The following is a 13522-nucleotide window of genomic DNA, read 5'->3' on the forward strand; positions in this document are numbered from 1 at the left end:
CTTATGAAATACATCTCAGGAATTGATCAATTGGCCGCCTACCCAAGCATCGACACCGACGTGCTGCGCACCTTCGTCGCCATCGCCGACCAGGGTGGGTTTACCCGCGCCGGCGAGCAGGTCAACCGCACCCAATCGGCGGTCAGCATGCAGATGAAGCGCCTGGAAGAAGACGTGCTGCAGCGCAAACTGTTCGAGCGCGACGGCCGCCAAGTGCGGCTGACGCCGGAGGGCCAGGTGCTGCTGGGGTATGCGCGGCGCATCCTGAAACTGCACAGCGAGGTGTTCAACACCCTGCGAGAACCGCATATGGTCGGGCTGGTACGCATCGGCACCCCGGACGACTATGTGATGCGCTTCCTGCCGGGGATTCTCAAACAGTTTTCCAAGGCCTACCCGTTGATCCAGATCGAGATGCACTGCGAAGCATCCACCGTGCTGATGCAACGGCGGGATCTGGCGTTGACGGTGATCAGCCGCGAACCCGGCAATGATATCGGCGAGCTGTTGCGCACCGAGCGCGTGGTGTGGGCCGCGGCGCCGTGTTTCTGCGTGGACGAGCACGACGCCCTGCCACTGGCGATGTCCGGCGCCGATTGCCTTTACACCCAGTGGGCGCGCACCTCACTGGATACCGTCGGACGCAATTATCGCCTGGCCTACAACAGCACCAACGGGGCGGCGATCCAGGCCGTGGTCAGCGCCGGCCTGGCAGTGATGGTCAGCATGGAAAGCCTGGTGACGGATGACCTGCGCGTGCTCGGCAGTGACGAGGGTTTCCCACCCTTGCCGTCGATGAATCTGCGCTTGTTACGCAACCCGCTGATGACGTCACCTATCACCGAATGCCTGGCGGAGTACATCATCGACGGCTTCAAACCTTAAACATCAGCATCACGGCGCACACCACCAGGAAACCGCAGAACAAACCGCGCAACAGGCGCTCCGGCAGAGCGTGGGCGACTTTTACACCCCAACTGATGCTGAGCAGGCCACCGACCGCCAGGGGGATGCCGATCATCCAGTCCACTTCGTGGTGCCAGGCGTAAGTGACAAGAGTCACCCCGGTGCTGGGCAGCGCCAAGGCCAGGGACAAGCCTTGGGCCACCACCTGGGTGGTGCCGAACACACTGGTCAGCACCGGCGTGGCGACCACCGCACCACCGACACCGAACAAACCGCCCATAGAGCCGGAGACCGCGCCCAACACCCCGAGCCACGGCCAGGCATGGCGCATCTGTGCCGTCGGCGGCGCATTGCGGGTGAACATGCGCAGCAGGTTGTAGGCCGACAGCGCCAGCAGAAATGCGATAAAGCCGACACGCATCGCGCCGGCGTCCAGGCCCACGGCCCAGATCGAACCGAGCCAGGCAAAGCTGAAGCCCATCACCCCCAGCGGCAGCGCGTGGCGCAGTTCAATGCGATTACGCTGGTGATAACGCCACAGCGCGAGCATCACGTTGGGCACCACCATCACCAGCGCGGTGCCTTGGGCGATCTGCTGATCGAGGCCGAACAGCACGCCGAGCACCGGGATGGCAATCAACCCGCCGCCAATGCCGAACAGGCCGCCCACCGTGCCCAATGCCGCGCCCATAACCAAGTACATCGCTAAATCCAACACCACGCATTACTCCACAATCCCAAGCCTTGCATGCTACGCAGTCCGCTCTGGCGCGGATACGCACAGCAACGCACAATGGCTGTGCCAATCCCGCATAAGCGTCGACCGATGAACCCGCATATCCTCACCGACCAACTCAGCCTGTTTCTCGATGTGCTGGAAACCGGCAGTTTTTCTGCCGCCGCGCGTCGCCATCCGCTGACGCCCTCCGCCGTGGCCCGGCGTATCGACAGCCTGGAAAGCTCGGTGGGCAGCCGCTTGTTCCAGCGCAGCACCCACGCGGTGCTGCCGACACCGGCCGGCCTGGCGTTCGCCGAACGCGCGCGGCGCATCGTCACCGAGTTGCAATTGGCGCGGGCGGAAGCGGTGTCCTTGAGCCATGCGCCAGAAGGCTTGATTCGCGTGGACGCACCGGCGGCGTTCGGTCGACGGCATCTGGCGCCGGTGATCGCCGACTTCCTGAATGTCTACCCGGGGCTGGATGTACACCTGCATTTGATCGACAGCTTCGTGGACATGCAGGGCGCGCACCTGGGCAAGGTCGATCTGGTGCTGCGTGCCGGGCATATCGTCGACACCCGGCTGATCGCCACGCCGCTGGCCAGCATCGTGCGAATTGCCTGTGCCAGCCCGGCCTACCTGAAAAACCGTGGCACGCCGACCCATCCGCGAGACCTCAGCGAACACGACGGCCTGGACTGGGATGGCCTGGCGCCGATCTTCGCCTGGCGCTTCGAACTGGACGGGCGTCGCGCCACCTATCGCCCGCAACGCATCCGCATGAGCGCCAACAACGCCGAAGCCCTGCTCTCCGGCGCCCTGGCCGGCCTGGGTATCGCGCACCTGCCCACCTGGCTGGCGAGTGAATACCTGGTCCGCGGCGAACTCTTGCCCCTGTTTTGCGAAAACGGCCTGCCCAGCCCGGAAACCACCGGCATCTATGCGCTGCGCCTGGAACAACAGCCGAACGCACGTAGCCGCTTGTTGCTCGAATACCTGAAATCGCGCTTCAGCCCAGTGCCGCCCTGGGACCTGGCGCTGCAAAGCGGATTGGTCTGACCCCCCGGACAGAATTACCTGGCGCATTAAAGATTTGCCCGCTAGATTCCAGCCCAGATACGCTTTTTTTTTGAGGCAGCACCATGAGCAAAAATCCCGATCCTTGCCAATCCCTGTTGCTGGATAACCAGCTGTGCTTCGCCCTGCACTCCACTTCATTGCTGATGACCAAGGTCTACAAGCCGTTGCTGCAAGCCCTCGGCCTGACCTATCCGCAGTACCTGGCCATGATGGTGCTGTGGGAAGAAGATGGCTTGACTGTCGGCGAAATCAGCAGCCGCCTGCTGACCGATCCCGGCTCCCTGACCCCCCTGCTCAAGCGCCTGGAAGCCGAGGGCCTGCTCAGCCGCACGCGCAGTCGCGAAGACGAGCGAGTGGTGGTGGTGGAACTGACCGACGCTGGCCGTGCCTTGCAAGACAAGGCCAAGGGGATTCCTCAGTGCATCCTCGGCGCCAGCGGCCTGGAGCTGGAGCAACTGCGCAAGCTGCAAGCTGATTTGATTGCGTTGCGGGGCAATCTGCAAGGCGCGGTCTAAACACACCCAAGCCCCATACCTGCGGAGGGGGCAATCCCCTCCCACAGGTGGTTTTGAGGTGCCCTTACGAAAAAATTCTGAAATTTATCTTGCGCACTAAACATTAGCGCTATACATTCATCCCACCAACTACTTAGCGCGCAAACATTTAGCGCAAAACACCAAGAGGGCAACACCATGCAAACGCTCTATACCGCAGTAGCCACCGCCACCGGCGGCCGTGATGGTCGCGCCGTGTCCAACGACAACATCCTCGACGTCAAACTCTCCACCCCCAAGGAACTGGGCGGTGCCGGCGGTCAGGCCACCAACCCGGAACAACTGTTCGCCGCCGGCTACTCGGCCTGCTTTATCGGCGCACTGAAATTCGTCGCCAGCCAGACCAAACGCAAAATTCCGGATGATGCGTCGATCACTGCCCATGTCGGCATCGGTCAGATCCCGGGTGGCTTCGGTCTGGATATCGACCTGCACATCAGCCTGCCGGGCCTGGCCCAGGACGACGCGCAAAGCCTGGTCGACGCCGCCCACCAAGTCTGCCCCTACTCCAACGCCACCCGCGGCAACGTCGATGTGCGTCTGCACGTCACCGTCTAACCCGCGCGGCTCGCCAACGACACGCCGCCAGCCACGTGCTGGCGTTGCGGCAAGCATCGGATGAGCTGAGGCAATACTTGAAGTGACAGGTAAACGCCCACAAAAAAGCCCGACTCAAGGTCGGGCTTTTTTCGTACCGGTGGGGCCAGAATTACTTCTTGGCGCGACCTTTGTACGAACCGCCTTCACGGGTGTCGATCTCGATCAAGTCGTCGATTTCGATGAAATCGGCCACTTGCAGTTCGGTACCGTTAGCCAGCTTGGCAGGCTTCATGACTTTGCCCGAAGTGTCGCCGCGAGCGGAACCTTCGGTGTAGGCAACCTTACGCACGATGGTGGTCGGCAGCTCTACGGAAACCAGACGGTCTTCGAAGAAGATAGCTTCGCAGACGTCGGTCATGCCTTCTTCGATGAACGGCAGAACGGCTTCGATATCTTCAGCGTTCAGCTCGTACATGGTGTAGTCGGTGGTGTCCATGAACGTGTAAGCGTCGCCGCTGATGAAGGACAGGGTCGCTTCTTTACGGTCGAGGATCACGTCGTCCAGCTTGTCATCAGCGCTGTAAACGGTTTCGGTCTTGTAACCAGTCAGCAGGTTTTTCAGCTTGGTCTTCATGATCGCGCTGTTACGGCCCGACTTGGTGAACTCAGCTTTCTGAACCAACCAAGGATCGTTGTCGATACGGATTACCATACCGGGTTTCAGTTCTTTACCAGTTTTCATTGCGTATATCCGAAATTTGGATGGGGTTTACAAAAATCAAGGTGGCGTATCATATCCAACTTTCATAAAACTGTACCAGCGCCGTCGCAAGATCCGCCTGCAAGGCCTGTTCCAGACACCATGTTTCGGCGTGTGCAGCCACTTCCGGCCAGTGTTCCAGCAGCATTTTCCACGGCTGGGCCATATCGCCCTCGGTATTCCAGGCCTGCCAAAGCGCCACCACCGCGGCTTTTGCCGCCGGCGAAAGGGCTGCGGTGTACAGCTCCAGAAAGGCGTCGAGCTTGTCCAGGTGGATGTCTTCGTCCTGGCGATAGATGTGCCACAGCAACGGGCGCCCGGCCCATTGGGCCCGCACGAACGAGTCTTCGCCGCGCACGGCGTTGAACTCGCAACACCACAGCAGGCGGTCATATTGCTCCTGGCGCACGAACGGCAGCACCTGCACGGTCAGGGCGTCGCGCTGATGAGTATCGCCCGCCGCCAGCCGGTCCACGCCGAGCCAGCGCTGCACATCGCCGAGGATGCGCCCTTCCGGCACCAGCAGATGAGTGGCGCGCCCGTCCGTCGCCAACACGTCCAGCCAACCGGCAAGCGCGGCATTTTCGTAGGCAAACAGCGACATCAGCCGCGCACCGGTTGCGGGAAATACGCCCAGGCTTTGCAGGAAATGTTTCTGCGCGCCAGCATCCTGCTGAAACGCCTGACGCTGTTGCAGCAACCCCGCCTCACGCAACAGGCCACCGGTGCCGGGCCGGAAGCCGGGAAAGAAGAAGTACTTCTGCACCCCCTTGAACTTCACCGACGGCAGACGATGGCACCCCACCACCCAGTCCTCGGCACTCAGGTAGTCCAGGTTCATCCACAACGGCGCGTGCTCGCGCGCGGCCATCGCGTCCATGTAGTCAGGCGGCAGCTGGCAGGCAAACGCGGCGATCACCACATCCGCCGATGGCGTGGCCGACCACTGCGCCGGCCAATGGCGCACGTCGACGCCCTCTTGCCATTGCTGCTCCAGCCGTACATCAATCTCCGGACACATGCGTTCGAAGGCCCGCAGGTCATCGACCCACAAGCGCACGTCACAGGCGTGCTCCACCACCAATTGCCGGGCCAGACGCCAGGTCACGCCAATGTCGCCGTAGTTGTCGACGACGCTGCAAAAAATATCCCAGCGGGCTTTCATTCCGGGCTCCCACGCTCAAAGGCTCGATTGTCCGCATAAATGCCCCGATGCAGAAGGCTTGATCGCGATTATTCTGCACGGTGGCTGTGCGACAATCGCCGCCACGCCGTAAATGCCTGCCAGGAGGCCGCCATGTCTGACCGTCCGCTGTCGTTGTTCAAGCTTTGTCTCGCTATCGCCCTGGGCGTGTGGCTGGGGTTTATCGCGATTGCGCTGACCACCTGGCTGGCGTCGCGCTATCTGTTCCCGCAGAGCCTGGCGCCGGTCGCCCAGGCCGTCGAGCAACTCGGCAAGCCCGCGCCAGTCGCGGTGGAACCGCCGAACCGTCTGTTCGAGCAGTATCAAGAGAACCTGCGCAAGCAGGAACAACGGCAGAGCCTGGATCAGGCGCGCAACAATGCGCGCAACCTGTCCAACCCCAAATGCCAGTTCTGGCTGCAACAGGACCAGAACGCGCCCAATGAAAAGAGCAAGGCGAATGTCCTGCAATTTTGCGAATGATCAAGCCCAACCATGAATAAACACGCCGTCCTCCAGTTGATCCTGGAAAAACTCAGCGTCGACCTCGACATCGCCCAGCGCGCCGCGCAGACCGCCTACGAAACCGCGACCCACGAAGAAAACATCGCCGAAAACAAATACGACACCCTCGGCCTGGAAGCGTCTTACCTGGCGGCCGGGCAGGCCAAGCGGGTGGAAGAAATCAAGCAGTCGCTGGCGCTGTGCCAGAACCTGCAACTGCAGCTGCGTGCATACGATGAGCAACGGGGCATAGAAGTCGGCGCGCTAGTGGGCCTGGAGGACGAAAACGGTCGCCAGCAATGGTTGTTCCTGGCGCCGGATGCTGCGGGTTTGAAAGTCGATGTGGTGGGGCAACCGGTCACCGTCATCACCCCGCGCTCGCCCCTGGGCCACAGCCTGCTGGGCAAGTTCGAAGGCGATGAGGTGGAAATCCTGGTGGCGGGCGCCCGGCAACACTTTACGGTGACCGAGGCCCGCTGAAACCACTCAGTGGACGGGCAGTTCTACGCCGTCGAACAACTCTTCCAGTTCCTGCTTGTTGTGGCACTGGATCGCCTTGGCCATGACTTCGCGCGTCAGGTGCGGGGCGAATTTCTCGATGAAGTCGCACATGAAACCACGCAGGAACGTGCCGCGACGGAAACCGATCTTGGTCACGCTGGACTCGAACAACTCGCTGGCGTCGAGCACGACCAGGTCTTTATCGAGCTGGGTGTCGACCGCCATCTTGGCGACGATCCCCACGCCCAGGCCCAGGCGAACGTAAGTCTTGATCACGTCGGCGTCGGCGGCGGTGAACACCACTTTCGGCGTGAGGCCGCGGTGGCTGAAGGCTTCGTCGAGCTTGGAGCGGCCGGTAAAGCCGAACACATAAGTCACGATCGGGTATTCCGCCAGGGCTTCCAGGGTCAGCTTCGGCAGCTTGGCCAGCGGGTGGCCTTGCGGCACCACCACACAACGGTTCCAGCGATAGCACGGCATCATCACCAGGTCGCCGAACAACTCCAGCGCCTCAGTCGCAATCGCGAAATCGACGGTGCCGTCGGCGGCCATTTCAGCGATCTGCATCGGTGACCCCTGATGCATGTGCAGGGCCACATCCGGGTATTGCTTGATGAAATCGCGGATCACCGGCGGCAACGCATACCGCGCCTGGGTGTGGGTGGTCGCGATCGACAGGGTGCCCTTCTTCTCGTTGGAGAATTCCTGGGCGATCTGCTTGATGCTTTCGACTTTGCGCAGGATCTCGCCGGCGGTGGTGATGATGCGCTCACCGGCCGGGGTGACGCGTGTCAGGTGCTTGCCGCTGCGGGCGAACACTTCGACACCCAGCTCGTCTTCGAGCAGGCGGATCTGTTTGCTGATACCCGGTTGCGAGGTGTACAGGCTTTGAGCGGTAGCGGAAACGTTGAGATCGTGGTGCGCCACTTCCCAGATGTAGCGCAGTTGTTGAAGCTTCATATGTATCCCTCAAAGCAGATAGACGCCACGGGTATCAGCGACGGTATATAACTATATTAAAGGTTAGACAGATAAATCTAGAACTTTTTATCTATCACTCCCCCTCACACGTCATCACTGCGTCGACGTTGTAACGATGGCACCAGGTAAACCGGCACCGGAGACAGCTGCAACACCCGCGCGGCAGTGCGCCCAAGGGGTGTGGCCGCGGCCGTTGCGTGGCTATGACTGCCTACGATCAACAAATCCACGGAAAGTTTACGCAACTGGTCGAGAATCACCTCGCACGGGTCACCCTGGATCACCCGCACCGAGTGGATCAGTTGCAAGTCTTGCGCGCCGTCCCCCAGCTCCTCGCGAAAACTCTCAAGGACCCGCTGCTCGATCGTCGCCATCACTGTGCTCAGGCCCTGGCTCTGCCATTCGTTCAGGGCCTTTTCATCAAGGTAGCTTTGCAACACCGATTCGGCGAACAGCCCGATGGGTTCGACCACATGAATCACCGACAGCTCAGCCTTGAACGTTCGCGCCAGCGCCAGCGCATGTTGCATCACATAAGGCGCATACAGACCAAGGTCCGTGGCATACAGCATCGAACGGATCATAAAACCTCCTGGACTGCCAGGATGGCGGAGATTGAATGAGCTTAGCAGCGCCTCGGGGATTTCGACTGACTTAGCTCGGCGTCTGAATCTTCACCTCATTACTGATGCCATGGGGCACATGCCCGGTGGCCACCACCTCCCTGGCTTTCTCGCAATGGCCGGCCTGGTCGTCGAAAAAAACGTCGGCGGCGAACGCCTCCAGGAACGCGGATTTCTCCAGGCCGCCGAGGAACAGCGACTCGTCCAGGCGGATATCCCACTCGCGCAGGGTGCGGATCACCCGCTCGTGGGACGGCGCCGACCGGGCGGTGACCAGGGCAGTGCGGATCGGGCAGGCCGCGTCCGGAAACTCACGCTGCAACAGGTTCAGCGCCGCGAGGAAGCCCTTGAAGGGGCCGCCATGCAACGGCTGGCGCGCCGATTCGCGTTCGCTGGCCTGGAACGCTTCCAGCCCGCCCTGTTGGTAAACGCGCTCCGACTCGTCGGAAAACAACACCGCATCGCCATCGAATGCGATCCGCAGCTCCTCGCTCGATGCACGGCGCGCGCCGCCCGACAGAATCGTCGCCGCGGCGAACCCAGCATCGAGCGCACTGCGCACATCGTCAGCATGGGTCGAAAGAAACAGATGGCAACCAAACGCCGCCAAATAAGGATATGGACTACGCCCTCCTACGAAAGCGGCGCGGGAAATGTCCAACCCGTAATGCTGGATCGAATTGAACACGCGCAGGCCGGTGTCGGCACTGTTGCGCGACACCAACACCACCTCGACCCGGGCCCGGCCCAGGCTGGCGTTGAGGCTCAGCAGTTTTTTGACCAGCGGGAAGGCATCGCCCGGCTCGAGCGTTTCTTCTTCGTGCTCGATCTGGTATTTGCGGTAGGCCTCCACGCCTTGGGCCAGGTAGACCTTGTGGCTATCGCTCAAGTCGAACAGGGCCCGCGATGAAATCGCCAGCACCAGTTTGTCGCCCAATCCGTTTGCCATGGTGGTTCCCCCCAATCAGCGGTTATGCCGATCAATAAAACTCAAGGCCTGATACAACGCCTGCATGCGCGGCAGCTCGCAGCCAGCGGCCTTGGCGGCGGCGAGTGGGCGAGCGTAGATCGCCGCCAGTTCCAGCGGGCGTTTATGGATATGGTCGTGGTACATGCTGGGCAGGTAGTCGTCCATGCTTTCGGTCATGGTAAACATCTGCTCGGCATAGCTGGCCGGAATCTCATGACCGCAGGCGTGAGCGCCCTTCACCACTTCGGCCATCAGCGCCTGGATCAGTTCGCGGCTGGACTCGTCCGCCATCATCGCCGTGGTGCCACAGCCCAACAGCACGGAGAGACCGTTATAAGGCACGTTCCACACCAGCTTGTGCCAGCGCGCCAGGTGTACGTTGGCCATGGCCTGGGACTCGATGCCGGCCTGATGAAACAACGCGGCGCCTGCCTCGACAATCGCCTTCTGGCGCGCTTCGTCGTTGGCGGCAGTGCCGCTGTGATAACCCAGGTTGACCCGGCCCAACGCCTGATGCTCGACAACGCCGGGGGCGGAACGGTGTACGCCGATATAGCACAACCCACCGAGCAGATGCAGGGACGCCGGCAAGTGTTCGCGCAGGCTGTCTTCGACGTCGAGGCCATTTTGCAGCAACACCACCTTGGCGTCGGGCGCCGCGACCTGGGCGATGGTCGGGGCCAGGTCGACATTGCCCGTGGATTTGGTGCCCACCAGCAGCCAGTCGCACGGCGGCATGTCGGCGGCGTGGGCGTAGGCCTGCACGGGGTTCAGGTGCAAGGTGCCATGCACGCTGCTGTTGAGGCGCAGGCCACGCTCACTGACCGCTGCGTATTCGCTGCGCAGCAGGAAATGCACATCGAAGCCGGCGCGCGCCAGCATCAGGCCGTAGAAACCACCGATGGCGCCGGTGCCGATAATGCCAATGCGTGGCGACAATGCGGTCATGGCAAATCCTCTGGAGTGCGGGTAAGCGCTTGATGAATAGCGTCGGTAAGCTCGGAAGGTGTAAGACGTGTCTGTATCTGCCCGAAGAATTGACCCTCGCACACCACGAACAGCGCCGGCAAATGAAAGACCTGATAACGTTCCACCGCGCCGCCGTTGTGCCCGGCATCCACCCAGCACAACCGATCCACCGGCAACTGCCAGCCCGGTAGCTGCTGATGCGCCCAACGGCAACCGGAACAGCCCACGCTGGTAAACAGCACGAGCGAAATGCCTGGTAATCCCAGCAGTTGCTGGTCAATATCCAGGTCGGTCAATGCCTGCTCCTTCACTATACTGCTGCCACCGCCGTCGACTGGACGGTGCTCGGAGTCCGTGTACATGGGTCGTTTTTTACCTCATCCTGATGATGTCGCTGCCCTGTTGATCCAACGTCCCTCTCCCCCCATTCCCCGCCAACGCCTGCACACTATCGGCCTGGGCGGCATCGCCTGCAATTGCCCGCGTGCCTGGCGCCAGGGTACAGCGGTTGACCTGCATATCCCGTCCCTGGGCGCCGGGGCCCGCTACCCGGGCTATGTGGCATGGTGCCGCAAGGTAGAAGACGGCTATCGCGTCGGCATCTCGTTTACCGATGAACATGCGTTGTTCGGCGCACGCATGGGTGAGCAAGCATGCCGGATAGAGCGCTACTGCCGCCAGCACGAAGACGCCGAGTCGACGCCCGAGCAGTTCGAAACGATGGCCCGCGAGTGGGTGGCGCGGCACGCCGGTGAATTCTCCCATGAGGCGTTTGTAGCGCCGGCACTGGATTAAAGCGGGCTTTGCCCATTGTCGCGGGCCCGTGTTACGCGCTAAGGTTCCTCCCCCCTGCATTCAAATCATGCTGTGCTCCGCCGCACGGGGATGGCTGGCGGCCGGCACCCGTGACCCTGACGAGTAACACGATGGCTGATTTACCGATCAACGACCTGAACGTCGAATCCAACGAGACCCTGATCACGCCCGATCAGCTCAAGCGCGAAATCCCCCTGAGCGACGCTGCCCTGCAGACCGTCACCAAGGGTCGCGAAGTCATTCGTGACATTCTCGACGGCACCGACCACCGCCTCTTCGTGGTAATCGGGCCATGCTCGATCCACGACCTCAAGGCGGCCCACGAATACGCCGAGCGCCTCAAGGCGCTGGCCGAAGAAGTGTCCGACACCTTGTATCTGGTCATGCGCGTCTATTTCGAGAAACCGCGTACCACCGTCGGCTGGAAGGGCCTGATCAACGACCCGTACCTGGACGACTCGTTCAAGATCCAGGACGGCTTGCACATCGGTCGCAAGTTGCTGCTGGACCTGGCCGAAATGGGCCTGCCCACCGCCACCGAAGCCCTCGACCCGATCTCCCCGCAGTACCTGCAGGACCTGATCAGCTGGTCGGCCATCGGCGCGCGCACCACCGAATCGCAAACCCACCGCGAAATGGCGTCCGGCCTGTCTTCGGCCGTGGGCTTCAAGAACGGCACCGACGGCGGCCTGACCGTGGCGATCAACGCGCTGCAGTCGGTCTCCAGCCCTCATCGCTTCCTGGGTATCAACCAGGAAGGCGGCGTCTCCATCGTCACCACCAAAGGCAACGCCTACGGTCACGTGGTATTGCGCGGCGGCAACGGCAAGCCCAACTATGATTCGGTCAGCGTTGCCCTGTGCGAACAGGCGCTGAACAAGGCCAAGATCAAGCCGAACATCATGGTCGATTGCAGCCACGCCAACTCCAACAAGGACCCGGCCCTGCAACCGCTGGTGATGGAAAACGTCGCCAACCAGATCCTGGAAGGCAACCAGTCGATCATCGGCCTGATGGTCGAAAGCCACCTGAACTGGGGCTGCCAGGCAATCCCCAAAGACCTGGCCGACTTGCAGTACGGCGTGTCGATCACCGATGCCTGCATCGACTGGGCGACCACCGAGAACACCCTGCGCAGCATGCACGCCAAGCTCAAGGACGTGTTGCCCCTGCGCAAGCGCAGCTGAGTCTGATCCTGATCCTGATCAGCGCACACAAAAACGCCGGGCTAAGCCCGGCGTTTTTCATGTTGCAGTTCATGCCTTACAGCTTGGCCGCATGGCGCTGGTGGCGCTCCATGTAGCGCTCGACGTAAGAGCACGACGGGATCACCGTGTAGCCGGCCTCTTCGGCGAACTTCAAGGCTTCCTCGGTCAATGCAGCCGCGATACCGCGACCTCGCAGTGCGTTGGGCACGAAGGTCCGATAGATGTCCAAGGTCTGCTTCCCGAGGTCCATATAGGTCAGGTAGGCACGATGACCGTCCACATTGGTCTCGAACTGATGACCAGCCTGGTCATGGTGGATGGACAACGCCTCGCTCATCACTACTCCTCGCGGGTCTTGGATTCTGACCCCTACCTTACCGATGTTTTTCCGGCGAAGGAACATCTACGCCACCCCGTGCCGGTTTCGACAACGAGAAAACCGTGAGCGCTCACAACCAGCACGTAGAGAATAGTAGGCGGCAATCCTGAAATTGCTCAAGACGCACTCGTCATCCCTGGGGCTGGCGGATATAGAAAGGGCCTCGATCAATCGGTGACCGAAAGCCTGAACATTGCCGGCAGTTGAAGCTTGAGACGAACAGGCGCTGTTAAAGTCACCTCTACATGCGCAAAAGATACAGGGTTTGGCAAAGTCAACCTGTACAAAAGTGTTAGCTTCAGTATATAAATTTTCATCTACTTACAAGGCTTGACACATGCGGGCCGGCCCTTTCAGGGCGCATGCATTCTTCAGCAGACTGCTAAAAATTGAACGCTTTTTATACAATTTCCCAAAAGATTAGCCAAAATAGATTCAGCACAGAAATTTTTTTTTGCTTCTTGCGCTACGTCAGTTTACTTACTACAAGTAATGAGTAGTATGTACGCCGGCTATTAGCTCACTCTGAGATAGTAGCTATCTTATAGAAAGTCCTTGAAGGGGAACACGATGAACAACGTTCTGAAATTCTCTGCTCTGGCTCTGGCCGCAGTTCTGGCTACCGGTTGCAGCAGCGTCTCCAAAGAAACCGAAGCTCGTCTGACTGCAACTGAAGACGCAGCAGCTCGCTCCCAGGCTCGTGCAGACGAAGCCTACCGTAAAGCTGATGAAGCTCTGGCTGCTGCTCAAAAAGCACAACAGACTGCTGACGAAGCTAACGAGCGCGCTCTGCGCATGCTTGAAAAAGCTAGCCGCAAGTAATAGTCCTT

18 protein-coding genes are annotated in these 13522 nt (G+C 60.7%); 9 read left to right on the forward strand and 9 right to left on the reverse strand.

Annotation, left to right across the window (positions count from 1 at the left end; genetic code table 11):
- The first annotated feature begins 3 nt into the window (after positions 1 to 3).
- The gene (locus tag AC07W0_RS19505) at positions 4 to 885 is read left to right on the forward strand and encodes a LysR family transcriptional regulator (protein ID WP_032805034.1); all 882 of its coding nucleotides are present in this window, start codon (positions 4 to 6) and stop codon (positions 883 to 885) included.
- Here AC07W0_RS19505 and AC07W0_RS19510 read toward each other — a convergent pair.
- Complete coding sequence (locus AC07W0_RS19510; protein ID WP_046385336.1) at positions 875 to 1624, reverse strand: sulfite exporter TauE/SafE family protein; 750 nt, start codon at positions 1622 to 1624, stop codon at positions 875 to 877. The two genes, AC07W0_RS19505 and AC07W0_RS19510, sit on opposite strands and share 11 nt — an antisense overlap.
- A 108-nt stretch (positions 1625 to 1732) precedes the next feature.
- Between AC07W0_RS19510 and AC07W0_RS19515 the strand changes: the two genes are divergently transcribed.
- The 3 genes from AC07W0_RS19515 (at position 1733) to AC07W0_RS19525 (ending at position 3816) form a co-directional block, all read left to right on the forward strand.
- Positions 1733 to 2683 (forward strand): LysR family transcriptional regulator, encoded by a 951-nt coding sequence (locus tag AC07W0_RS19515; RefSeq protein ID WP_046384239.1) that lies wholly within the window; start codon positions 1733 to 1735, stop codon positions 2681 to 2683.
- A gap of 83 nt (positions 2684 to 2766) precedes the next feature.
- Positions 2767 to 3219 carry a MarR family winged helix-turn-helix transcriptional regulator gene (locus AC07W0_RS19520; protein WP_026140352.1) on the forward strand — a complete coding sequence of 151 codons (453 nt, stop codon included), beginning with the start codon at positions 2767 to 2769 and terminating at the stop codon, positions 3217 to 3219.
- Positions 3220 to 3396: 177 nt separating this feature from the next.
- Entirely contained in the window at positions 3397 to 3816 is a 420-nt protein-coding gene (locus AC07W0_RS19525; RefSeq protein ID WP_010211852.1) for an organic hydroperoxide resistance protein, read from the forward strand.
- A gap of 151 nt (positions 3817 to 3967) precedes the next feature.
- Here the strand turns inward: AC07W0_RS19525 and AC07W0_RS19530 are convergent, their stop codons facing one another.
- Both AC07W0_RS19530 and earP read right to left on the reverse strand, forming a co-directional pair.
- Positions 3968 to 4540: an elongation factor P gene (locus tag AC07W0_RS19530; protein WP_017849516.1), complete on the reverse strand. Its 573-nt coding sequence runs from the start codon at positions 4538 to 4540 to the stop codon at positions 3968 to 3970.
- Positions 4541 to 4589: 49 nt separating this feature from the next.
- Positions 4590 to 5723, reverse strand: coding sequence for an elongation factor P maturation arginine rhamnosyltransferase EarP (earP, locus tag AC07W0_RS19535; protein ID WP_102617958.1), 1134 nt, complete (start codon positions 5721 to 5723; stop codon positions 4590 to 4592).
- Positions 5724 to 5855: 132 nt separating this feature from the next.
- On the opposite strand from earP, the gene AC07W0_RS19540 reads away from it, so the two are divergent.
- Together AC07W0_RS19540 and AC07W0_RS19545 are read left to right on the forward strand one after the other, a co-directional pair.
- Complete coding sequence (locus AC07W0_RS19540) at positions 5856 to 6224, forward strand: alpha-amylase family protein (RefSeq protein ID WP_017849518.1); 369 nt, start codon at positions 5856 to 5858, stop codon at positions 6222 to 6224.
- Positions 6225 to 6236: 12 nt separating this feature from the next.
- Positions 6237 to 6725 carry a GreA/GreB family elongation factor gene (locus AC07W0_RS19545; protein WP_046384241.1) on the forward strand — a complete coding sequence of 163 codons (489 nt, stop codon included), beginning with the start codon at positions 6237 to 6239 and terminating at the stop codon, positions 6723 to 6725.
- A gap of 6 nt (positions 6726 to 6731) precedes the next feature.
- Here the strand turns inward: AC07W0_RS19545 and cysB are convergent, their stop codons facing one another.
- From cysB to AC07W0_RS19570, 5 genes are all read right to left on the reverse strand, one after another.
- Entirely contained in the window at positions 6732 to 7706 is a 975-nt protein-coding gene (cysB, locus tag AC07W0_RS19550; RefSeq protein WP_017849520.1) for an HTH-type transcriptional regulator CysB, read from the reverse strand.
- 104 nt (positions 7707 to 7810) lie between these two features.
- Positions 7811 to 8311, reverse strand: a complete 501-nt coding sequence (locus tag AC07W0_RS19555) for a universal stress protein (protein WP_046384242.1) — start codon at positions 8309 to 8311, stop codon at positions 7811 to 7813.
- 70 nt (positions 8312 to 8381) lie between these two features.
- Complete coding sequence (locus AC07W0_RS19560) at positions 8382 to 9299, reverse strand: 5'-nucleotidase (protein ID WP_017849522.1); 918 nt, start codon at positions 9297 to 9299, stop codon at positions 8382 to 8384.
- A 15-nt stretch (positions 9300 to 9314) separates the two neighbouring features.
- Positions 9315 to 10268 (reverse strand): putative 2-dehydropantoate 2-reductase, encoded by a 954-nt coding sequence (locus AC07W0_RS19565; protein WP_046384244.1) that lies wholly within the window; start codon positions 10266 to 10268, stop codon positions 9315 to 9317.
- Positions 10265 to 10651, reverse strand: a complete 387-nt coding sequence (locus AC07W0_RS19570; RefSeq protein ID WP_017849524.1) for a YbbN family protein — start codon at positions 10649 to 10651, stop codon at positions 10265 to 10267. The genes AC07W0_RS19565 and AC07W0_RS19570 overlap by 4 nt, the downstream gene beginning before the upstream one ends.
- Here AC07W0_RS19570 and AC07W0_RS19575 point away from each other — a divergent pair.
- Positions 10650 to 11084 carry a PilZ domain-containing protein gene (locus AC07W0_RS19575; protein ID WP_017849525.1) on the forward strand — a complete coding sequence of 145 codons (435 nt, stop codon included), beginning with the start codon at positions 10650 to 10652 and terminating at the stop codon, positions 11082 to 11084. The two genes, AC07W0_RS19570 and AC07W0_RS19575, sit on opposite strands and share 2 nt — an antisense overlap.
- Positions 11085 to 11215: 131 nt before the next feature.
- Complete coding sequence (locus AC07W0_RS19580; protein WP_017849526.1) at positions 11216 to 12292, forward strand: 3-deoxy-7-phosphoheptulonate synthase; 1077 nt, start codon at positions 11216 to 11218, stop codon at positions 12290 to 12292.
- Between the two features lie 76 nt (positions 12293 to 12368).
- On the opposite strand, the gene AC07W0_RS19585 is transcribed toward AC07W0_RS19580, so the two are convergent.
- A complete protein-coding gene (locus AC07W0_RS19585; protein WP_003189869.1) occupies positions 12369 to 12650 on the reverse strand; it encodes a GNAT family N-acetyltransferase in 282 nt (93 codons plus the stop codon).
- Positions 12651 to 13262: 612 nt separating this feature from the next.
- On the opposite strand from AC07W0_RS19585, the gene oprI reads away from it, so the two are divergent.
- Positions 13263 to 13514, forward strand: a complete 252-nt coding sequence (gene oprI / locus AC07W0_RS19590) for an outer membrane lipoprotei OprI (RefSeq protein ID WP_003172710.1) — start codon at positions 13263 to 13265, stop codon at positions 13512 to 13514.
- Positions 13515 to 13522 lie beyond the last annotated feature (8 nt).

The sequence above is a fragment of the Pseudomonas sp. GW704-F2 genome (assembly GCF_059423025.1).

Coding starts and splice junctions, on each gene's coding strand:
- oprI (WP_003172710.1), top strand. CDS start 13,263: ATGAACAACGTTCTGAAATTCTCTGCTCTGGCTCTGGCCGCAGTTCTG.
- AC07W0_RS19570 (WP_017849524.1), bottom strand. CDS start 10,651: ATGTACACGGACTCCGAGCACCGTCCAGTCGACGGCGGTGGCAGCAGT.
- AC07W0_RS19565 (WP_046384244.1), bottom strand. CDS start 10,268: ATGACCGCATTGTCGCCACGCATTGGCATTATCGGCACCGGCGCCATC.
- AC07W0_RS19555 (WP_046384242.1), bottom strand. CDS start 8,311: ATGATCCGTTCGATGCTGTATGCCACGGACCTTGGTCTGTATGCGCCT.
- AC07W0_RS19575 (WP_017849525.1), top strand. CDS start 10,650: ATGGGTCGTTTTTTACCTCATCCTGATGATGTCGCTGCCCTGTTGATC.
- earP (WP_102617958.1), bottom strand. CDS start 5,723: ATGAAAGCCCGCTGGGATATTTTTTGCAGCGTCGTCGACAACTACGGC.
- AC07W0_RS19525 (WP_010211852.1), top strand. CDS start 3,397: ATGCAAACGCTCTATACCGCAGTAGCCACCGCCACCGGCGGCCGTGAT.
- AC07W0_RS19505 (WP_032805034.1), top strand. CDS start 4: ATGAAATACATCTCAGGAATTGATCAATTGGCCGCCTACCCAAGCATC.
- AC07W0_RS19580 (WP_017849526.1), top strand. CDS start 11,216: ATGGCTGATTTACCGATCAACGACCTGAACGTCGAATCCAACGAGACC.
- AC07W0_RS19540 (WP_017849518.1), top strand. CDS start 5,856: ATGTCTGACCGTCCGCTGTCGTTGTTCAAGCTTTGTCTCGCTATCGCC.
- AC07W0_RS19520 (WP_026140352.1), top strand. CDS start 2,767: ATGAGCAAAAATCCCGATCCTTGCCAATCCCTGTTGCTGGATAACCAG.
- AC07W0_RS19560 (WP_017849522.1), bottom strand. CDS start 9,299: ATGGCAAACGGATTGGGCGACAAACTGGTGCTGGCGATTTCATCGCGG.
- cysB (WP_017849520.1), bottom strand. CDS start 7,706: ATGAAGCTTCAACAACTGCGCTACATCTGGGAAGTGGCGCACCACGAT.
- AC07W0_RS19545 (WP_046384241.1), top strand. CDS start 6,237: ATGAATAAACACGCCGTCCTCCAGTTGATCCTGGAAAAACTCAGCGTC.
- AC07W0_RS19585 (WP_003189869.1), bottom strand. CDS start 12,650: ATGAGCGAGGCGTTGTCCATCCACCATGACCAGGCTGGTCATCAGTTC.
- AC07W0_RS19515 (WP_046384239.1), top strand. CDS start 1,733: ATGAACCCGCATATCCTCACCGACCAACTCAGCCTGTTTCTCGATGTG.
- AC07W0_RS19530 (WP_017849516.1), bottom strand. CDS start 4,540: ATGAAAACTGGTAAAGAACTGAAACCCGGTATGGTAATCCGTATCGAC.